The sequence below is a fragment of the Paenibacillus sp. FSL H7-0735 genome (assembly GCF_038008505.1).
Lineage (GTDB): Bacteria > Bacillota > Bacilli > Paenibacillales > Paenibacillaceae > Paenibacillus_AQ > Paenibacillus_AQ odorifer.
On the sequence record NZ_JBBOZH010000001.1, the window covers coordinates 1,273,565 to 1,294,175 of the forward strand.

General features: G+C 46.2%; 23 protein-coding genes and 1 pseudogene. 21 read left to right on the forward strand and 3 right to left on the reverse strand.

What is annotated here, in order from left to right:
* Positions 1 to 140: 140 nt before the first annotated feature.
* The 6 genes and pseudogenes from NSS82_RS05730 (at position 141) to NSS82_RS05755 (ending at position 5,093) form a co-directional block, all read left to right on the forward strand.
* Positions 141 to 1,451, forward strand: coding sequence for an AAA family ATPase (locus tag NSS82_RS05730; RefSeq protein WP_076273434.1), 1,311 nt, complete (start codon positions 141 to 143; stop codon positions 1,449 to 1,451).
* Positions 1,451 to 2,599: an ATP-binding protein gene (locus tag NSS82_RS05735; RefSeq protein WP_076273435.1), complete on the forward strand. Its 1,149-nt coding sequence runs from the start codon at positions 1,451 to 1,453 to the stop codon at positions 2,597 to 2,599. Before NSS82_RS05730 ends, NSS82_RS05735 begins: the two co-directional genes overlap by 1 nt.
* A 24-nt stretch (positions 2,600 to 2,623) precedes the next feature.
* Entirely contained in the window at positions 2,624 to 3,178 is a 555-nt protein-coding gene (locus NSS82_RS05740) for a hypothetical protein (protein ID WP_076273436.1), read from the forward strand.
* Positions 3,179 to 3,190: 12 nt separating this feature from the next.
* Positions 3,191 to 4,777: a DEAD/DEAH box helicase gene (locus NSS82_RS05745; RefSeq protein WP_256718573.1), complete on the forward strand. Its 1,587-nt coding sequence runs from the start codon at positions 3,191 to 3,193 to the stop codon at positions 4,775 to 4,777.
* 51 nt (positions 4,778 to 4,828) lie between these two features.
* Positions 4,829 to 4,930, forward strand: a pseudogene (locus NSS82_RS05750) (DNA adenine methylase); the annotation flags it as partial.
* Between the two features lie 19 nt (positions 4,931 to 4,949).
* Positions 4,950 to 5,093, forward strand: coding sequence for a hypothetical protein (locus NSS82_RS05755; protein WP_178944276.1), 144 nt, complete (start codon positions 4,950 to 4,952; stop codon positions 5,091 to 5,093).
* 55 nt (positions 5,094 to 5,148) lie between these two features.
* On the opposite strand, the gene NSS82_RS05760 is transcribed toward NSS82_RS05755, so the two are convergent.
* Positions 5,149 to 5,325: a hypothetical protein gene (locus tag NSS82_RS05760; protein ID WP_178944277.1), complete on the reverse strand. Its 177-nt coding sequence runs from the start codon at positions 5,323 to 5,325 to the stop codon at positions 5,149 to 5,151.
* A gap of 176 nt (positions 5,326 to 5,501) precedes the next feature.
* On the opposite strand from NSS82_RS05760, the gene NSS82_RS05765 reads away from it, so the two are divergent.
* From NSS82_RS05765 to NSS82_RS05805, 9 genes are all read left to right on the forward strand, one after another.
* Complete coding sequence (locus NSS82_RS05765; protein WP_340960655.1) at positions 5,502 to 7,766, forward strand: AAA family ATPase; 2,265 nt, start codon at positions 5,502 to 5,504, stop codon at positions 7,764 to 7,766.
* A gap of 283 nt (positions 7,767 to 8,049) precedes the next feature.
* A complete protein-coding gene (locus tag NSS82_RS05770; protein WP_076273438.1) occupies positions 8,050 to 8,445 on the forward strand; it encodes a RusA family crossover junction endodeoxyribonuclease in 396 nt (131 codons plus the stop codon).
* Positions 8,446 to 8,448: 3 nt separating this feature from the next.
* A complete protein-coding gene (locus NSS82_RS05775) occupies positions 8,449 to 8,670 on the forward strand; it encodes a hypothetical protein (RefSeq protein ID WP_076273439.1) in 222 nt (73 codons plus the stop codon).
* The gene (locus NSS82_RS05780; RefSeq protein ID WP_076273440.1) at positions 8,667 to 9,779 is read left to right on the forward strand and encodes a sigma-70 family RNA polymerase sigma factor; all 1,113 of its coding nucleotides are present in this window, start codon (positions 8,667 to 8,669) and stop codon (positions 9,777 to 9,779) included. The genes NSS82_RS05775 and NSS82_RS05780 overlap by 4 nt, the downstream gene beginning before the upstream one ends.
* Positions 9,780 to 9,953: 174 nt before the next feature.
* Positions 9,954 to 11,000, forward strand: a complete 1,047-nt coding sequence (locus tag NSS82_RS05785) for a hypothetical protein (RefSeq protein ID WP_076273441.1) — start codon at positions 9,954 to 9,956, stop codon at positions 10,998 to 11,000.
* 22 nt (positions 11,001 to 11,022) lie between these two features.
* Positions 11,023 to 11,487, forward strand: a complete 465-nt coding sequence (locus tag NSS82_RS05790; protein ID WP_178944278.1) for a sigma-70 family RNA polymerase sigma factor — start codon at positions 11,023 to 11,025, stop codon at positions 11,485 to 11,487.
* A gap of 168 nt (positions 11,488 to 11,655) precedes the next feature.
* On the forward strand, positions 11,656 to 12,834 hold the full coding sequence (locus NSS82_RS05795) for a hypothetical protein (protein WP_076273443.1): 1,179 nt from the start codon (positions 11,656 to 11,658) through the stop codon (positions 12,832 to 12,834).
* Positions 12,797 to 13,099: a response regulator gene (locus tag NSS82_RS05800; protein WP_256718574.1), complete on the forward strand. Its 303-nt coding sequence runs from the start codon at positions 12,797 to 12,799 to the stop codon at positions 13,097 to 13,099. The genes NSS82_RS05795 and NSS82_RS05800 overlap by 38 nt, the downstream gene beginning before the upstream one ends.
* A complete protein-coding gene (locus NSS82_RS05805) occupies positions 13,092 to 13,817 on the forward strand; it encodes an acetylglutamate semialdehyde dehydrogenase (RefSeq protein ID WP_076273445.1) in 726 nt (241 codons plus the stop codon). The genes NSS82_RS05800 and NSS82_RS05805 overlap by 8 nt, the downstream gene beginning before the upstream one ends.
* Positions 13,818 to 13,829: 12 nt before the next feature.
* On the opposite strand, the gene NSS82_RS05810 is transcribed toward NSS82_RS05805, so the two are convergent.
* Positions 13,830 to 13,958 carry a hypothetical protein gene (locus NSS82_RS05810; protein WP_256718575.1) on the reverse strand — a complete coding sequence of 43 codons (129 nt, stop codon included), beginning with the start codon at positions 13,956 to 13,958 and terminating at the stop codon, positions 13,830 to 13,832.
* The gene (locus NSS82_RS05815) at positions 13,951 to 14,193 is read right to left on the reverse strand and encodes a hypothetical protein (RefSeq protein ID WP_076273446.1); all 243 of its coding nucleotides are present in this window, start codon (positions 14,191 to 14,193) and stop codon (positions 13,951 to 13,953) included. The genes NSS82_RS05810 and NSS82_RS05815 overlap by 8 nt, the downstream gene beginning before the upstream one ends.
* 477 nt (positions 14,194 to 14,670) lie before the next feature.
* Between NSS82_RS05815 and NSS82_RS05820 the strand changes: the two genes are divergently transcribed.
* From NSS82_RS05820 to NSS82_RS05845, 6 genes are read left to right on the forward strand one after another with little or no spacing between them, the layout of a single operon-like run.
* Entirely contained in the window at positions 14,671 to 15,111 is a 441-nt protein-coding gene (locus NSS82_RS05820) for a terminase small subunit (protein ID WP_076273447.1), read from the forward strand.
* Positions 15,098 to 16,375, forward strand: coding sequence for a PBSX family phage terminase large subunit (locus NSS82_RS05825; RefSeq protein WP_340960804.1), 1,278 nt, complete (start codon positions 15,098 to 15,100; stop codon positions 16,373 to 16,375). The genes NSS82_RS05820 and NSS82_RS05825 overlap by 14 nt, the downstream gene beginning before the upstream one ends.
* 19 nt (positions 16,376 to 16,394) lie before the next feature.
* A complete protein-coding gene (locus NSS82_RS05830; protein WP_076274008.1) occupies positions 16,395 to 17,849 on the forward strand; it encodes a phage portal protein in 1,455 nt (484 codons plus the stop codon).
* On the forward strand, positions 17,846 to 19,603 hold the full coding sequence (locus tag NSS82_RS05835; protein ID WP_340960650.1) for a minor capsid protein: 1,758 nt from the start codon (positions 17,846 to 17,848) through the stop codon (positions 19,601 to 19,603). The genes NSS82_RS05830 and NSS82_RS05835 overlap by 4 nt, the downstream gene beginning before the upstream one ends.
* Entirely contained in the window at positions 19,600 to 19,857 is a 258-nt protein-coding gene (locus NSS82_RS05840) for a hypothetical protein (protein WP_340960648.1), read from the forward strand. Before NSS82_RS05835 ends, NSS82_RS05840 begins: the two co-directional genes overlap by 4 nt.
* On the forward strand, positions 19,847 to 20,599 hold the full coding sequence (locus NSS82_RS05845) for a phage scaffolding protein (RefSeq protein WP_341109720.1): 753 nt from the start codon (positions 19,847 to 19,849) through the stop codon (positions 20,597 to 20,599). The genes NSS82_RS05840 and NSS82_RS05845 overlap by 11 nt, the downstream gene beginning before the upstream one ends.
* Positions 20,600 to 20,611: the final 12 nt, after the last annotated feature.

The following is a 20,611-nucleotide window of genomic DNA, read 5'->3' on the forward strand; positions in this document are numbered from 1 at the left end:
TAAATTATCCAGCCATGTTCGTTGTGTAGTTTGTGGCCACGTTGTAAATATCCGTCTTATTCGGAACTGGAACGATCGGGAAGTCTGCACTCATTGTATAGCATCTATATTAAAAGTTAGCGACGAAGGAGAATTGTTGCATGATCAAAATAAATAAGCTTGAAATCGAAAATGTAAAACGGGTTAAGGCGGTTAAGATCGAACCGACACCGAACGGGCTTACCCTGGTGGGCGGCAAGAATAATCAAGGTAAAACTAGTGTGCTAGACGCAATCGCCTGGGCACTAGGCGGTAATAAGTATCGCCCTTCGCAGGCTTCACGTGATGGATCAGTAATTCCACCATATCTGCACATCACTTTGTCCAATGGTCTGATCGTGGAGCGCAAAGGTAAAAACTCAGATTTGAAAGTCCTTGATCCTAATGGTCAGAAAGGTGGCCAACAGCTGCTTGACAGTTTTGTCGAAGAGTTGGCCATCGATCTGCCCAAGTTCATGAACGCTTCCAATAAGGAGAAAGCCAACATCCTGCTTCGAATTATCGGAGTTGGCCAACAACTTCATGAATTTGAAGTCAAGGAGCAAGAGGTCTACAACCGACGTCACACTATCGGACAGATCGCTGATCAGAAGGCTAAGTTTGCCAAGGAACAGATCTACTTTCCGGATGCCCCAAAGGAACCTATTTCAGCTTCTGATCTCATTCAACAGCAACAAGGGATTCTGGCGAAGAACGGTGAGAATCAACGGAAACGGCAACGTCTGACACAGATTCAAGCTGCCTATGATCAACAACAACGTGAACTAGAACGTTTAGAAGCGTTGCTCAACGAGGCGCATATCAAACGCGCTCAATTTGCGGAAGATCTGGATATTGCTAAGAAGGATGCCTTAGACCTACTCGACGAATCGACAGAGGAGTTACAAGCCAACATCCGACAGATCGATGAGATTAACAGGAAGGTGCGGGCAAATCTCGATAAAGACAAGGCTGAGACGGATGCTAGCGATTATCGGGTGCAATATGACCAGTTGACCACTGAGATTAATGACATCCGCTCACAGAAGGCTGAGCTCCTGACGAACGCAAATTTACCGCTGCCAGGATTGTCCGTCGATGATGGGGAGCTGATCTATAACGGTCAGCGCTGGGATAACATGAGCGGATCCGATCAGTTAAAGGTGTCTACGGCCATTGTTCGTAAGTTAAAACCAGATTGTGGGTTTATTCTGCTCGATAAGTTGGAGCAGATGGATATGGAGAGCCTTCAGGAGTTTGGGCACTGGCTGGAATCTGAGGGACTACAGGCCATAGCGACCCGCGTCAGCACTGGCGAAGAGTGCTCAATCATCATCGAGGATGGGTATGTCGCTGGACAGGAAGGAATTCAATTACAACAACCTCCGGGAGAGATTGATCCGGGTCCAACATGGAAAGCAGGTGAATTCTGATGCAGATCATTAGTGGTCGGGTTCAGAAGGCCAAAAAGGTAGTCTTGTATGGACCGGAGGGGATAGGTAAGTCATCTTTTGCCGCAAACTTCCCTCGGCCTGTATTTATCGATACTGAAGGATCGACAACGGAAATGGATGTTTCGCGGCTGTCTAAACCAACAAGTTGGGAAATGCTCAAGCAGCAGGTGGCATGGGTGAAACAGCAGGCGGGTCAGATTGGTTCGCTCATCATTGATACCATCGATTGGGCAGAAATGCTTTGCGTAGAAAGTATTTGCGCGACACATCAGAAAAATGGTGTCGAAGATTTTGGCTATGGAAAGGGTTATATCTTTGTAGCTGAGGAGATTGGACGCTTTTTAAATCTCTTGAGTGATGTCATCGAAGCTGGTATCCATGTTGTGTTAACAGCTCACGCACAGATCGTCAAGTTCGAGCAGCCGGATGAGATGGGAGCCTACGACCGTTATCAGCTGAAGCTCGGTCAGAAGACTGGTAGCCGGACAGCGTCACTGGTCAAAGAGTGGGCAGATATGGTGCTGTTCATCAATTATAAAACCTTCTCCATTGCTACAGACAAGGAAGGAAAAAAGAACAAGGCACAGGGCGGGGCACGTACTGTCTATGCTACCCATCATCCTGCGTGGGATGCCAAGAATCGTCAGGGGCTGCCGGATGACTTTCCGTTGGACTTTAGCTATATTGCTCATATCTTTAACAGACCCATCCAAACAATCCATACACCAACAGCTGCACAACAAGTTGCACCAACCGTAAATCCAACAGAAATTATTCCAAATATTATTCCGAATCAGCAAACTGCCAATATTGTAGCTCCAGTAACGACTGCTTCACCAGCGCCTTCTACAGTGACAGCAGCACCAGTTTCAACAGCTAATACATCACAGCCAGATCCACAACAGCAGGCGCTGAATTCTAATATTCCAAGAGCGCTGTACGATCTGATGAATCAGCACCAGGTAACTGAGCCGGAAATTCAAATCGTAGTGAGTAATAAGGGCTACTACCCATACGATACACCGATAGCCAATTATGATCCTGGCTTTATCGATGGCGTGCTGGTGGGAGCTTGGCAACAGGTGTTTAGCTTGATCCAAGACAGAAGAAATGGCCTACCATTTTAAGAAACAACAGGAGGATTAACTTATATGAATCAAAATACGGAACGCGAACTTGGATGGGACGACACAATTGAGAAGGACGGCGGAGAGTTTACTCTCCTCCCTGCAGGTGACTATAACTTCACGGTTACAAAGTTTGAGCGCGGACGTTTCAACGGCTCCGACAAGATGCCTGCTTGCAACCAGGCAAAAATTGAACTGACGGTACATTCTCCAGAGCATGGTGATGTTGTCATATTCCATAATCTCTTCTTGCACACCAAAACGGAGGGCTTATTGTCTAACTTCTTCGCGGGGATCGGTCAGAAAAGAAAGGGCGAAAAGCTGAAAATGAACTGGCAGACAGTTATTGGATCTAGAGGTCGCCTGAAACTTGAGATCAATAATTTCAAGGGACGTGACGGTGTAGATAAGACTAACAATCAAGTTAAGACTTTTTATGCCGCTGACGAGCTGCCGCCAGGACAGCCAACTCAGCAATATCAACAACCGCAACAGTACCAGCAACCACAACATCAGCAAGCACCGTTTCCAGGATCACCTCCTCCACAAGGTGGTGGCTGGCAAAACGGGCAGTTTTAGGGGCTGGCTGCTATGGCTATGGAGCTCAGACAATATCAACAAGAATCCCGCCAATCGATTCAGGCGGAGTGGGAGAAGGGCGTCCAACGGACGCTCCTGGTTCTCCCAACTGGATGTGGCAAGACCATTGTTTTTAGTAAGGTAATTGAGGATCGGGTAAGGCTGGGCGAGCGCGTGCTCGTCCTGGCCCATCGCGGGGAGCTACTGGACCAAGCCGCCGATAAGCTGTCAAAGTCTACAGGATTGGGCTGTGCCACGGAGAAAGCCGAGCAAACTTCAATCGGAAGTTGGTTCCGGGTTGTTGTCGGCAGCGTTCAGACGCTTATGCGGGATAAGAGGTTACGACAATTCGCTGCAGATCATTTTGACACAATTATCATTGATGAAGCACACCATTGTTTGTCGGATAGTTACCAGCGTGTGCTGGCCTATTTCAAAGAAGCGAATGTTTTGGGTGTCACTGCAACACCAGACCGTGGAGATATGCGGAACCTAGGCAGCTACTTCGAGTCTCTGGCTTATGAGTATACGTTGCCGAAGGCGATCAAAGAAGGATTCTTAAGTCCAATCAAGGCTATGACCATTCCACTCAAGCTAGACTTGTCTACGGTAGGTCAACAGGCTGGGGATTTCAAGAGTAGCGACCTGGGAACGGCGCTCGATCCTTACTTGGAATCAATTGCTGCTGAAATGTGGCGAGTTGCGCAGGACCGGAAAATTGTCGTATTTCTTCCATTGGTTAAGACCAGTCAAAAATTCACTTCTATATTAAATGCAATCGGCTTTAAGGCTGCCGAGGTTAATGGTGAATCGAAAGATCGGGCAGAGATATTGGCTGATTATGATGTTGGAAAATACAACGTCCTATGCAATTCGATGCTCCTAACGGAAGGCTGGGATTGTCCTAGCGTGGATTGTATCGTAGTTCTACGGCCGACAAAGGTTCGTAGTTTATATAGCCAGATGGTTGGGCGAGGTACCCGATTGTTTCCAGGGAAAGAGGATCTGCTCTTGCTTGATTTCCTGTGGCATACAGAACGGCATGAGCTTTGTCATCCTGCACATTTGATCGCTGAAAATGAAGAAGTGGCTCAGGCTATGACCAAGCAGATTGAGGAGGCAGGCATTGCGCTTGATCTGGAGACGGTAGAGAAGCAGGCGACTGAAGATGTAATTGCTCAGCGTGAGGAAGCTTTGGCCAAAATGCTGAATGAAATGAAACGCCGGAAGGCTAAACTGGTCGATCCGCTACAATTTGAAATGAGTATCCAGGCTGAAGACTTATCAAGCTACGTGCCATCCTTTGGTTGGGAAATGTCGCCGCCAAGTGATGCACAGGTAAAAACGCTAGAAAAGATGGGTATTCTGCCTGAGGCCATTGATAATGCAGGCAAAGCAACAAAAATGCTTGAACGTCTGGATAAACGTCGTACTGAAGGACTTACAACACCAAGGCAAATTCGGTTCTTGGAGCAGCGTGGTTTTGAACATGTTGGCACATGGACGTTTGATAATGCCAAGAAAATGATAGATCGCATTGCAGGTAATGGCTGGCGCGTTCCGACTGGCGTTAATCCAAAAGAGTACCGTGGGGAATAGTTGCTGCTGAGCAGTAGACGCATACGGTTCACCAGGAAAGGAAGGGATCACATGGCAGTTCCAAGGATTTTGCATTATCCCGGCAGCAAGTGGAGCTTGGCCGAGTGGATCATAAACCACATGCCGCAGCACACAACATATTTAGAACCGTTCTAAGGAAGGGGAATGCTGCATGAAGACAGTCATCCGATTTCGTGATGATCAAGGCCGAATCATCGGTTCGGCCCGACATGAAAAGCAGCAAGATGCCATCGATGTACTTAGGGATTTCAGCTTGGCGCTCCTGCTGCTTGGATTAGTACTCTTGTGGATCTAAGCTATCAAGAAAAAGGCGGTCCCCTGATAGCTTTGACTTTAAATTTGCTCATGCTTTACCCCCATCCATTCACGCGCATTAAGTGAAATAATTTCTTTGCATATTTGTTCGCAAGTTTTGTATCAGATTCTTGTGAAGCATTCGTCCATGCCATAAATAGAGGCGTGTACTCGGGAAATTCGATGACGAATAACCCGTAAAATTTACTGCTTGTCTTGTGAAACTCATCCATTGGTGTAACCCCCTTTTGTGAAAATATCTTTTTGGTAAGAATTTGATTTTAGATTATAGGCTGAAATTCAGGATTCATAACTCGCAGGAGGTCTGAGCCGGTTTTAACTGCCTACGTGAATTAAATAGATCCACCAGAGCGGTTTATAACCCCTTTGGAAAATAAATCAGAGCGCTATGAAGGTTGTGAAGAGAATGGAGCATAAATTGGATTTGGTTGCCCTGCTTGGCCATGTGGATCCGTCCTACCTGAATTACCAGGAATGGGTCAATGTCGGCATGGCACTAAAATATGAAGGTTACACGGCCAGCGACTGGGACGAGTGGAGCCGGCGAGACGGTGGGCGCTACCATCCAGGTGAGTGCTTCAAGAAGTGGACGACGTTCGAAGGAACCGGTAATCCAGTCACAGGGGCGACTATTACGCAGTTGGCCAAGGATAACGGATGGCTGCCACGGTCTGCAAATGATCGGGAACTGGATTGGGACGATGAAATTGCCGGCGGCGATTATGTTGTTATCGATAAGAATTGGATAGAGGGTAAAGAGATCCACGAGCCGTCCGACTGGAATCCCGTACAGCAGCTAACAACGTATTTGAGCGCTCTATTTGAAGCCTCCGAGAATGTTGGCTACGTCACAGATACCTGGCAGAACGAGGATGGGAAGTATTTGCCTACCAAGGGGAATTGGGACCGAACGGCTGGCGAGCTGATCCAGGCGCTCAATCAATCTGGTGGCGACATTGGAGCAGCAATAGGTGACTACGATCCAGCAGCTGGTGCTTGGATCCGGTTTAATCCACTGGATGGTAAAGGCGTCAAGAATGAGAATGTGACTGAATTCCGGTATGCGCTGGTGGAATCCGACACGATGGACATTGAAAAGCAAAATGCAGTTATGCGTGAACTGGAGCTACCGATTGCCGTATTAGTGTACAGCGGAGGCAAAAGCCTACATGCCATCGTCAAGGTAGAGGCTGCCAACTACGACGAGTACCGGAAACGCGTGGATTACCTCTATACCGTCTGTAAGAAGAATGGCTTGTCAGTTGACAATCAGAACCGCAATCCTTCCCGGTTGTCGCGGATGCCTGGGATTGAGCGTAACGAGAAGAAGCAGTTCATCGTGGATACGAGCATCGGTAAAGCAAACTGGGCAGAATGGCATGAATGGATTGAAGGCATTAATGACGATCTGCCGGATCCGGAGAGCCTAGCGGACTATTGGGACAACATGCCACCTCTGGCACCGCCTTTAATAGAAGGAATGCTCCGACAGGGTCATAAGATGCTCATGGCGGGACCGTCAAAAGCTGGTAAGTCGTTTGCGTTGATTGAGCTCAGTATAGCCATAGCTGAGGGTATGAAGTGGCTGGCATGGCAATGCACGAAGGGCAAGGTACTGTATGTAAATTTGGAGCTCGATAGAGCTAGCGCCTTGGATCGTTTCAAAAATGTGTATAACGCGCTTGGGTTATCACCTAGAAATATCGGCAATATCGATATCTGGAACTTGCGTGGAAAGACAGTACCTATGGATAAACTTGCTCCGAAGCTGATCCGGCGTGCAGCTAAGAAAAACTATATCGCTGTTATCATTGACCCTATTTACAAGGTGTTAACCGGTGATGAAAACAGCGCTGATCAGATGGCCCATTTCACGAATCAGTTTGACAAGATAGCAACAGAACTGGGTGCTGGCGTAATTTACTGCCACCATCACTCTAAAGGTTCTCAAGGTGGAAAGAAGTCGATGGACAGAGCTTCAGGCAGTGGCGTATTTGCTCGTGATCCAGACGCGCTTATCGATTTAGTAGAGTTAGATCTGACAGAAGCGTTATTGATGCAAGAGGAGAATAAGGCTGTCTGTGCGATGTATCAGCAGCTCTTTGAGAAGTACAATCCAGACTACCTGCAGGAGCATGTGTCCCAGGACGATCTACTCAGCGCAAAGCAGATGGAGGATCACGCCAAGCGTGCCATTCCAGGGCAGATAGCAATAGCTCAAGAGGGTGTCAAACAGGCGGTCAAGAGCGTTCGTATCCGCTCAGCCTGGCGTGTGGAAGGGACTCTTCGGGAGTATCCGAAGTTCGAACCAGTCAACATGTGGTTCCAGTATCCGATCCATAAGGTAGACGATGTAGGCAGCCTGAAGGACATCGATCCAGATGGGGAGTCTTCAAAGCCACCTTGGCAGAAGGCAACAGGTAAGCGTCAGGATAAGGCGAAAGCGGAGCGTCGAAGCAAGGCTGATGAATTCGCAGATGCCGTAAGTAATTGTAATTTTGGTGAACCGCCTACTGTATTGGATATTATCGCGTGGTATTCATCTACAGGAAAAGAGGTTGCTGAACGTACCGTGAGAGACTGGATTAAGAAGTTTGGTTATGAAATCGATCGTTCAAACGGCTTCCGTATAGTCAAAAAAGAAGATGAGTAATCGCGGCGGCAATCACTGTTTTATGGTCACCGCAAAAACTTGCAATGATCATGATTTTATGATCGCCGCAAGTTGCGAAACATGATTGCCGCAATTCTGCAATAAGTTGCGGGGATTTTGATACGTGTATGGTCGCCGCAAGTTGTGGCGGCGACCACTATATAAATATATAAGGAATAAGGGAGGGGGTATAAAAATCCCCCTCCCCCTTCCCCTAAATTTATTTGAAACCCGCCGCGAAATGAAAAGTTGAAAAATGGTATCACAACAGGAGGCGACAACGATGACTGAATTCTTCATGCCAATGAAATCTCCGCCTACTGTCACGCACCAGCAGAAACAGGTCACAGTCGTGAATGGCAAACCAGTGTTCTACGAGCCTGACGAGTTGAAGGCAGCACGAGCAAAGCTGATGGCCCACTTGGGTCAGCATGTGCCGGCGCGGAAATATACAGGAGCTATCAGGTTGACGGTGAAGTGGTGCTTCCCGATTACTGGTAAACATCAAGACGGGGAGTACAAGTACACAAGACCCGATACGGACAACCTGCAGAAGTTACTCAAGGATTGCATGACCGACTGTTGCTACTGGAAGGACGACGCGCTGGTTGCTTCAGAAATCGTTGAAAAGTTCTGGGCTGCGCTTCCAGGTATCTATATCAAAATCGAGGAGTTGTAGCTGATGGACTACAAGGCGTTATTCTGGGATGTCTATCAGTGGACTCAGCAAGTCAACGCCGCAGCTACTCAGTATGGCATGCAGAGTCCTGAGTTTTGGCAATGGGTCGCTGATTCATCCGGGGCGATGTGTCAGAAATATCAGGACACCCCACTGGTGATTAAGCAAATGATTATGCTGACGGAGTGGTTGGAAGAAGTCTACGAGAAGCAGCAGAAAGGGTGAAGGCCTTGGGAGCTCAGGTTGAATATAACCCAAACTTGGGTTACAAGGACGAAATCATTCAACGAAATATCAGGCTGGTTCATTCCATTGCGAAGCAGTACAAACACCGTTGTAACGCGAGTATTGGCTATGACGATTTAATCAGCGAGGGTACGATTGGTCTGATTAAGGCATTCCACCGCTTTGATCCTGAGGGGTACGGTGGTGCACCAGTCAAATTTTCGACATATGCAGGGTCTTACATTCGGGGAATGATTCAGCAGTTGCTAGAGAGGCATTCATCCAGTGTGAGGACACCTAAGGCAATATATTATGCAGCCGCTAAGATCATGAGGTGCAAGCATAGTTCTCCGGAAGAAATCGCAAAAGAGTTGCAGATGGATCAGAAGCTTGTGAATCAGACCTTAGAATATCTACAAGGCGGCGGTATTCGTTCTTTAGACCAGGCTGTTAACGCTGAACTAGAGACAGATTTAACGCTGTTGGATGTTCTAGGTAAGGATGACGATCAGACCGAAATGCTGACAGAAGAGTTCGCCGCCTTTCTTGATACTAGGGAGTACGCGATCATGACACTTCTTCTGCGAGGTAAAGGTCAATTAGAGATCGCCGAAATGTTGAATGTCTCACAGTCATATACCAGCCGCCTATTAGCGCGGATCAAACACAAACTACGGAGTTATATCCAAAATCCAGAAAGCGAGGAATGGAATATGAGCAATGAAACGAGAAGAGGTCGCCCGCCAGTGGGTGCTGTTACTTTACTTGATGGTGTTGAATGGTATACACCAGAAACTTCCGTATCTGAACCCAGTGTAAGCATCAATTCGCTGGGATTACACATCAACAGAGGGGCAGCAGATTTACTAAAGCTTCAAGTAGCCGACTATATTCAAATCGGTGTTAATCCAAAATTATTACGGCTAATCATTCGTAAAGGTGATGAAGGGTTGAAGTTGTTGCCGACATCTGGCAAGAGTGGGGCGATGGCCACAAACAGTAAAGCCCTATTTCGATGGGTTGATCATAAGGGCGTTGCTAGAAAGAGGTATGCAGTTGGACACGATGAAGTGACGGGACTTTATTTTGTACAGTTAGAAAAAGCGTGATGGAAAACGTGTTCAAAGAAACAGACCCCTTCTTTCAGGAGATCCCTTGGGACATCATCACAGACGATAATGGGGTGGTGATAGGTGAGGTTTACACGATCCTCCCAGAAGCACCACCAAGGAAACGGCAGCGTAAGTGGGGTACGACTTCTGCAATGAAAAGGAGGGTTAAGGATGGCCAATACACCTATACCAAGTCGAGCGGTTGAATACAGTACGAGAGGCACCAGTAAGCCGAGAGAATACACGTTAACTCCTGAAGAGCTGGAGGAGATCCGGCAGAAGTACCCAGCAACAAAACGAGATGTGAACTTTAAAAAGCCGGTAGCACATAACCCACGAACAGATCAAAGACACCTAAATCATGAGGAGGACAAGGATATGGGAGGACAACGGACGAGCAAAGAGGGGCCTAGCTGTGGGCTAACTAAGAAATTATTCTTAGAGCAGATTGCAACTGGTGAGACGGTTTCAAGCATCGAGAAGGCATGGGGGATGAAGTACAACACGCTGTACAACTGGGTTAAGAACTGGGACTGTCGAGGAGTTACACCTGATAAAGCTAGAGAGATGCTTGCGCAGCTTGGCGAAGCTTCCGGCTATGCTACTGAACCTGACAAAACCCAACTGCTTCGTGAAAAGGAGACGTTGCCGCAGCAATCCGTATCACATGACAAGATTAAAGAATATAAATCACAATTGGATCAAGTAAAGTGCGCCTTGGATGAATCCATACTGGAGAACGAGCGACTTACAACTGAACTGGCTGAAGTAAAGCAAATGTTTGACGATGCCTATCAGCGGAATGTGAATGGGAATGCCAAGATCGGTCAACACCTGCAAGCTATTCAGGAACTGAAGGCTGAAGTAGAGCACTGGCAAGGCGAGGCAGAGAGAAGTGTGGCGATTACCGGCAAGGCTGATGAGCAGTTGAGGGCTGAGTTGCAGGTGCTTCAGGATGAGATGAACCGTATGATATCAGAACGCGATGAGCTGGTGGCTGAACGTGATGAATTATACCATGAAAAAACAGCCTGGATTGAGAATGAAAAAATGCTGAATCAACTTGTAGAAGACCTACGAGACGACATCCGTAGGTTGCGAGAAATTCAAAAACAAGCAGCAGAGCCATTCAGTGAAACGCAGCTGCTTGACCGAAGTATCGCCGAGCTGACTCGAGCACGCAAGATTATCAATCTATTATCCGCATCGGGAGAATAACACAGAAATGGGGTCAGACATCATGAAGACAACCACAAAGGCAACTTGGATAGAAACCCTAATCTGTCAGTACGCTACAGATGTCCATAGCCTAGAACGTTACCGAGACACCTTGGATCTCAAGGATCCGGCAGCGGCAGAAGAGGCTGAGACCGTATCAGGGATGCTGGCAGACATGAGGTATGCCTTAACCTGGATGCGTAGAGGACGCCGCCCAGGGAGCCGCAGAGGTGCTGAGATCACGGATGTGTACAGGCAGCGTGAGATTTATATCAAACTATCAGGACAACAAATGGGAGAGGCTGAGCGGTTAAAGCTGGTGGACGCGCTGTTATCGCTGAGTGACCGAGAGCGCACCTGCTTCCTGTTACACATGGCGCAGGGCTTGACGCTTCAGGAGATTTCGGATAAGCTTGAACTGTCAAAACGCACGGTGCAAAGCTATATTGACCGGGCAAAAGAAAAGATTCAATTGGAATTTTTGTGATTTTGCCGTACGCACTGCCGTACAACATGCCGTACAAGTGACCCACTATACGTATGTCTATAACAGGGCCCTCCGCAATGGAGGGCCTTTTGAACTATGTTTCAGATAGCCAAAATTAAGAATATAGTGTAAATTATAGGTAACGATAATTTAAGAAGGGTGAGTTTTATGACAGAAGAAGTTACCACGTCTGGTTCGCTTGGAGAAGAGAAGTATAGAGAGCTAATGATTGAAACAGTTTCAAGTACATACCCAAAGTATATTCAGAAAGACTTATTAGGTTCACTGGAACAGCAGGGAGTCGTAAAACTAAAAAAGAAAATGGTGATTAAAGAAGGGGCTCAAACAATTGACCTTTCAGATACTGTGGAAGATGAACGTTTAACAGAAGGTCTTGTTTTTCCACCAGTAATTAGAGCTTTAGAGAAACGGGAGTATTCGAAATCCTATCATAATTCTGCATTATTTAATGTCAATGGAAAGCAAGAGAATGCCTTGAGTGAGTTGGTACAAGAAGGCAAATTGCTTGACTTCAAATCTGCAGATTTTGTTCATGATAACGTATTGGATGTTAACCATCCAATAGAGGTTATTCCAACAATGTTTGCTATGGGAAACATAAAGATAATTAAATTTACTAAAATTCTAACTGGGTTCTTACCGACAGGATTAAGAAAGAGAATTAAATATACTGTTCTGGGAGTTTATCATGAGTATCTTGATGTGTTGGAGGTAAGGTTTGATAGAACTAAAAGTCTTTATCAATACGAAGATGACCTTTTTTATCACAATCAGATTCTTGGTGTGTTGGGATGGTTCCAAGAGGTAGCTGGTTTTGAATTGGAAAACATAAATATACCTCCTGTCATAAGTTACATCAACAAAAAAGATCAAGATGAAGTTGCTGTCCACTCTCAAGCAATGAGCATGAGTTCAGGAGCAAAGGCGGAGCTTTATGTTTCAGAAAACGGAGACCCCATATTGCCATTACTCGGGGAACTTAAAGAATTAATGAAAGTTAATGAAGAACTGTTTGAACAGTCTCCTGAAATTAAGAATTTGTTGGACAAGTTCATAGCAGACACAGAGGACACGTCTGATTTGCCATGGATCTCACTAAAGTGGAAGGCTGACGCAAAGAATGAAGGAATGCTTGTGAAGTTTAAGCATAATTATGAAAATAAGGGTTATACTTTGCTTAATTTCTTTGGACGTCAAACTAATATGGAGAAGATGAATAATGTCACCAAATACATTATCGAAAATAAAGCTGAGCTTGATGCACAAGAGTCTTCTGCCGCTTCACAAGGTGGAGAAATTACTGACTCTGCTAGAGAAGTATCCTAAGGGACGTCACATCTATCCAGGTGTGCTTATAAGAGAGCTCAACATCGATATGACTCTTGCATACAGAGTGTTGAATGAAGTAATGAATCTAGGGTATCTAGAAATTAATTATGAAATATATTGTCATAAATGTGGCAAATTCACCGGAGGAATATATGAGACGCTTGCTAAAATTCCTGAAGAAATAGAGTGTGATGAACACGGCCATGTTTTAGAACCATTAACCTCAAGTATTGTCGTTTTTAAGGTGATAAAGGATGAGTAAGCAAGGATTAAATCCCTCAGAATATTTTGCACTATTAAACCAAGTAGAAGAGATGTACAAAGAACTTAGCAGATTAAGTGATCCTGTTATGGAAGAATACAAGGTCCTGCTACAAAAGTTTATTGATGTTAATTCCAAAGCTCTAAGTAAAGATAAGGCTGAACTAAAGACATTTAACACAACGCATAAAGGGAAGGCTTTAGAGGAATTAGTCGTCTTTCTTCTTGAGAATACAGGGCTGTTTAAGGTTCATAAAAATATTAGAAATACAACTAATGAGATTGATCAGTTGTTAGAGCTAACTTTTATCGGTAATCATTTTAAGGAACATTTGCCTTTCAAAGGAAGTATATTTTTATCAGAGTGTAAAAATTACAATAAGGCTATTGATGTCACCTGGATAGGAAAGTTTCACTCGTTACTCGTTTCTAATCACTCAAGATACGGCTTCCTTTTCTCATACCACGGTTTTACTGGTAGCGGTTGGGGAAATGCTGTGGGATTAACAAAAAAGTTATTTTTGCATAAAGAGCGGATGGAAGATAAAATTCATATCATTGATTTCAACCACAGCGACTTTCAATTAGTAGCAGAAGGTCATAGTTTTTTGGAGATATTGGATTCTAAGATAAAAGAACTTCTAACCGCTGCGGACTATACAAAATATCTCGACGAAAAGCATCCTGCCCTTTTAGGGGATGCTTCTGACGAGGAATAAATACAAGCACCCTTAGGGGTGCTTTTTCTTTTGCAGCGAAACAAAAACAACACCGGAGATGGTGGAATGCAAGATGGCTGAAACATCAAAACTAGCTGAACATTCATAAGGAATCACAAAAAGAAAGTCCGGCTTACTCACCGGACTTGTCCTTCTTAGTGTGATACGCCTTTGCTGCTTCCTTACGCTCTATAAGATCAGAACGGAAGAAGAGACGTTCATTTTTGGTTTCTTTAACCGGTTTGAGCTTACCGTTTTTCACGAATCCGTGAATGTTCTGCCGGGTAGACTCCAGTATCTCCATAGCTTCCGAGACGCCGCAAATTTCGCGTGCGATCCACTCAGCTAGTTCTTCCTTGCTGTTGAATGTGTACATTACCATTTCACCAGCAATATAACGGTGTTGGCGATACTGATTACAAGCGCGGCATAAGTCATTAAATCTGTAACTTTTCCTTTGCGTGTCATGCTTCATCGCTCCTTGTGAGTGTGATATACTGAAGGAAAGACGGCCCTTGATTTTCATCCCCTACGTCTTAGCCCCTTTTGGGGCTAAGATTTCGGGATTTCCTACTTGGTGAGCAGGATGATGAGGGTGAGGATGGAGTTTATCAGGGTGACGACTGCAATCGTCAACTTGAGGTTTAACTCTCTATCCTCTTTCCGTCTTTCTCTTCGTTTCTTCATCATTATCACCTCCTCTTGATATATTAATTATAACATGATACTTTACAACTGTAAAGTATCTATATGTAATAAGTCCAATCTTTTTTAGGTTGGGCTTTTTTGTGTTTTTCAATCTCGTCTCAAAATAATTAAGACTAATCATAAGAAGGCAGGTGGGTGAGATGCCATGAAACTAACAGAGAAACAAAAACGTTTTGCAGATTATTTTATAGAAACTGGCAATGCGGCTGAATCAGCTTTACGAGCTGGGTACAGTAAAAGGACGGCAAAGGATATCGGGTATGAGAATCTACAAAAGCCCCATATACGTGAATACATCGAAGTGCGTATTGCTGAGAAGGACAGTAAGCGGATAGCCAAGCAAGATGAGGTTCTGGAGTTTCTAAGCAACGTTTTACGCGGTAAGGAACAGGAGCAGTTCCCGCTAGGTCTAGGCATGGGGGAACAAAAGCTGGTGAAAAAGGAACTGGATGGTTCGAACCGTATCAAGGCAGCTGAGTTGTTAGGAAAACGATACGGGATGTGGGTAGATCGGCAACAGATTGATGGAACAATGGGTGTACAGATTGTGGATGATATTGGAGATGGCTCAGATGCAGCAGATTAAGTTATCGGAGATTGTTACGCCACAGTTTAAGTCTTTCTGGCAGGCGTCCAATTCCCACCGTTATCTGAGGCATGTCTTAAAGGGTGGTCGCGGATCTGCCAAGTCAACGCATATCGGGCTGAAGGTCATCAAGGATGTGATGAAGTATCCAGTAACCGCACTGGTCATCCGTAAAGTTGCTCGAACCCTGGAAGAATCGGTGTTTGAGCAGCTGAAAGAGGCCATCGAGATCCTAGGTGTGTCAGCGTATTGGCGTGTCCTGAAATCGCCGCTCCAGCTGATCTATCTCCCTCGTGGTAATAGGATAATATTTCGAGGTGCGGACGATCCGCTGAAGCTCAAATCCATCAAGGTCAGTAAGTTTCCAATTGCGATCATGTGGATTGAGGAGCTGGCAGAATTTAAAACTGAAGAAGAGGTTACGACCATCGAAAACTCCGTGTTACGCGCGGAGCTACCGGATGGTCTTTTTTACGCCTTTTATTATAGCTACAACCCACCGAAGCGCAAGCAGAACTGGACCAACAAGAAATATGAGTCCCAGTTCAGGCAAGCTAACACCTATGTTCATCATTCCACATACCTGGATAACCCGCATCTGTCCAAGGCTTTTCTGGAAGAGGCAGCAGAAGCAAAGACCAAGGGGAAGATCGACAAAGACGGGCTGTCGTTGCGGTACAAGTGGGAATATCTTGGAGAAGCGATTGGGAGTGGTGTTGTGCCTTTCGATAATTTGGTGTTCAGGGAAATTACAGATGATGAGATCAAATCATTTGATAACATTCGGCAGGGCATTGACTGGGGCTACGGCGTGGACCCGGTATCCTTTGGCCGTTGGCATTATGATAAGACACGCCGCCGGCTGTACGCTCTGGATGAGCGGTATGGGGTGAAGATCAGTAACAGGGAGCTGGCCGAGTGGATCAATGCACGGAAGTATCACGATGTGATAACGACAGCGGACAACGCCGAGCCTAAATCCATCGATGAAATGAAAACCTACGGGATTCGCATTCGGGGAGCCAAGAAGGGACCGGGTAGCGTGGAATACGGTGAGAAATGGCTGGATGATCTGAAAGAGATCGTGATTGATTCGAAGCGGACACCGCATACAGCCAAAGAGTTTGAAGATATTGATTATCAAACCGACGCTGATGGCAATCCACGCGCCAAGCTGGAGGAGAAGGACAATCACAGTATCGACCAATGTCGCTATGCGCTGGAGGGTGATATGGACCGCTCCGGCGTATCGTTCAAGAAATAACAGGGAAGGAGAAAAGGACATGGAAACCCTACAGCAGATTCTTGAGAATTTGGATGCTAATGCGCCTATGACGCTGGAGGAAATCATCCAGGCTGAGGTTAGTGCTTGGGAACGATCTGATGAGCGGAAGCAGATGCTAATCGGCAAGAAGTATTATCGGATAAAGAATGACATCCTGGAGCAACGCCGAAAAACAATAGATGCAGAGGGGCGAATGGTGGCTGCTGACAATTTGGCGGATAACCGTATTCCTCACGGATTTGTAAGAAAGCTGGTGGATCAGAAGGTAGGTTATCTGCTATCCAAGCCATTTCTACCGAAGACGAAAAAGCCGGAATATCAATCAGAACTGGATCTATTCTTCAACGATGATTTTAAAATGTTGTTTAAGAATACGGGCAAGGATGCGGTTAACTGTGGCAAGGCCTGGCTACATCCGTATTACACGGACACGGGCGAGCTGGTCTTTATGAGGCTGAATCCGGAAGAGTGCCTGCCGATCTGGAAGGATGCCGCACATACAGAATTGGCTGCTTTTATACGAGCCTATGAGATTGAGGGATATGTGGCTAAGAAAAAGCAGACGGTCAAGCGAATCGAATGGTGGGATCTGGACGGCGTTCAGATATTTGAAGAGGAAGCGGGTAAGCTGAAGCAGCTGGAGAAGCGGAATCATCTTTCTGTGGTCGAGGGTACAGGAGAAAAGCCTCTGAACTGGGAGCGGGTACCCTTTATCTGCTTCAAATACAATTCTGAGGAGCAGCCGCTGATTGAGTTGATCAAGAAGCAGGTCGATGATTATGATAAGCAAAAATCCGCCAACAGTAACAACCTGGAGGACCTGCCGAACAGTATCTACGTGGTCAAGAACTACAGCGGCCAGGGTGGCGGCGAGTTCCGCGAGAACATTTCCCGCTTCCGCGTGGCTTTTGTGGACGGTGACGGTGGTGTGGATACGATTAGCCTGGATCTGGATACTGAGGCGTACTCAAACCATATGGAGATGACCCGCAAAGACATATTTGAGTTTGGGCGTGGGGTAGACACCCAATCAGACAAGTTTTCCAGCGCTCCTTCTGGTATAGCCCTTCGTTCTTTGTATCAGGACTTGGATCTGGATTGTAATGATATCGAGAACGAGTTTCAAGCGGGGCTTAAGCAGCTGATTTGGTTCATCGACGTCCACCTGGCAGCTGTAAAAGGCAACGATTACTCTGAGGAAACTGTGACGTTTATCTTCAATCGAGATATGCCGATTAACGAGTCTGAGGTGATCACCGACGCCAGCAACAGTATGGGGGTTATCTCCAAGGAAACCATCGTGGCTAATCATCCATGGGTTACGAACACCAAAGAGGAACTGAAGCGGATTGAGGCTGAAGAACAGGCAGAGCTGAAGAAGATGGATGATTACGGTCTGCCTCCAGATCCGGGCGGTGACAAAGCTAAGCCGGAAGAGGATGATGACGAATGAAGTCAGCAGCCTACTGGTCTAAGCGAATGGAGCAACTGAATGAATCGCTACTGAATAAGGGTGTACCATTTAACAAAGCAATGCAAAAGGAATACCGCAAGGCTCAAATATCCATCCAGATGGACGTTAACAATTTCTATCAGCGATTTGCAGATAATAATGGGATCGTTAGCTTATCCGCTGCTAAGCAAGTTCTTAAGGCAGGAGAGCTGAAAGAATTCAAGTGGTCCGTAGAGGATTACATTGCTCGGGGTAAAGAGAATGCTATAGATCAGCGATGGATGAAGGAACTAGAGAATGCCAGCATAAGAGTACGTGTTACCCGCTTAGAATCCATTCAATTGCAGATGAAGCAACATGTCGAGGAATTATCGGCTAAGCGTCTGGCAGGCACAACAGAGTTACTAGGCAACGTTTATAAGGATGGATACTATAAGAGTATCTTTGAACTGGAAAAGGGTATTGGTATAGGAGCGTCATTCTCTAAGATAGATAAGCGGCAGCTCGAAGCTATTCTATCTGCACCTTGGGCTCCAGATGGCAGCAATTTCAGTTCTCGGATATGGACTGATCGTGTACGGCTGAATGGAGAACTACGGAACATCTTTACTCAAGGGCTTATCCGTGGGGATACATCAAAACAAATGGTTCAGCAGCTACAGGATCGGCTGGGAGTCTCCCGCAAGAACGCCGAGAGATTGATACTGACGGAATCGGCCTACTTCGCTGGTCAGGCCAGTCTTGCCGGGTTCAAGGAACTGGGGGTAGAACAATACCGCTATACTGCTACACTGGATAAGCGGACTTCGATTACCTGTCGGGACCTTGACGGCAAAGTGTTTGATGTCTCAGATGCTCAGCCAGGTGTTAACTTTCCACCTATGCATGTATACTGTCGGTCCACAACTATTCCACATTATGACGATAACATAAAAGAGCGGGTGGCTCGGGATGATGACGGCAAGACGTACAAGGTGCCGGAAGATATCAATTACAACGACTGGGCTGAGAAATACGCCCCGGAAGCCGCTGAACCGGTTAACGTAGAGACTCCGGCCAAAAAGGTCCCGGAAACGCCATTACCTACTATTGAGATCCCGGGCGGGCCAACAAAGGATATTCCAATTCCTGAGAAAAGCATCTATACCCTGGAACCAGAGAAATGGTATGATGAAACCGGAAAGATTGCACCACCGCTGATTAACCTCAGTAAGATGGATCTACCGAAGCTGCAGCCAGACATTCCGCGTAAACTAGGTAATATTGATCTGTCTAAACCTGATATCGGCCGCAACTATGTAAAGGATGCTGAGAAAGCTATTAGGAACGCACCAGAAGAACATGCTGTTATTCTCACAGAAAAAGGCGAAGCGCTCCATATTAAGGGAGATAAGGCAGCTGTCGATATTACAAAATTCAAGCCCGAACAGCTCAAGGATAGTATTGTCACCCATAATCACCCTTCAAACGGCGAGGATCCTGGCGGGTCGTTCAGTCGAGAAGATGTTCACATGTTCTTTTCAAAAGAACTGAAACAACTGCGGGCGGTTGATCAGGCGAATTTATTTATATTAAGTAAATCCCGAGATATCGAACTAAGCCAGGATGATATAAATCTACTGCTAGATAAAGCAGAGGATCTGTATCTCAGTAGACTTACGATTGAAGACGCGATGAATGGTTACGATGACAAGCATTTGACCATGGAGCAGCTGGTATTGCTGATTGAGGGTCTACAATATGGAAGGGAGTGATGATCTTGCGAACGGAAGAAGAGAATAGAGCGGCTATCGCTGAACTTTTTGCCCCACAGTGTGATAAGCTGGGCGAACGATTTGACGCTTTGGTGGACGAGATCAGCGCTGTAAGATTTGAGTATCTTCAGAAGCGGGACAAGCTGCCGAAGTATCCTATAGGTGTTCTTGATGCTAATTCGGTTGAAGAGCGGCGATTGAGTCGCGAAGAAGGATTGAAATGGGTATTAATCAAACGAAAATATGGTATATGAAGCACTCTCCAATATGCGAGGGTGCTTTTATATTGCCGTCTTTTTGGTATTGCAGACGTTAAAGAACAAGACATCACCGGACGCGACCGGGATAACAAGCGAAGATGAAACGGAGGAATCGTTAATGAATAAAGAGCAATTTGTTTCACTGGGATTACCGGATGATCTGGCTGATAAGGCCGCCGCTGCTTCTGCTGATGAATTGAAGGGGTTTGTACCAAAAGCCCGCTTTGATGAAGTCAACGACGCGAAGAAGCAGGCTGAACAAGATCGTGACAAAGCCTCAGGTCAACTTGAAGAGGTGAAGAAGGCTGCCGGCGATAACCAGGCGTTGAAGGATCAGATCACGAAGCTGCAAGACGAGAACAAGACAGCCAAGACGGATTATGAGGCCAAAGTGAAGGACCTGCAGCTGACCACGGCACTCAAACTGGCGCTGGCTGGTGAGGCACATGATCCGGATATCGTTGCAGGACTTTTGGACAAAACAAAGATCGAGTTGGACGATAACGGCGCGGTAAAAGGCGGGCTGGACGACCAAGTGAAGGCCCTGCGCGAGAGCAAGGGCTTTTTGTTTGCCGAAAAACAGGAGAACAAGGGACCGACCTTTAAGGGCTTCAAGTCGCCTGATGGTAAGGATCAGTCCAAAGGCGGCGGTGATACCAGTGTTGCCGCAGACTTTGCCAAGGCGGCCAATGATGCTGGTAAAGCGCCGGCTGCTGCAAATAACCCATGGGGTTAAATCAGAGAGGAG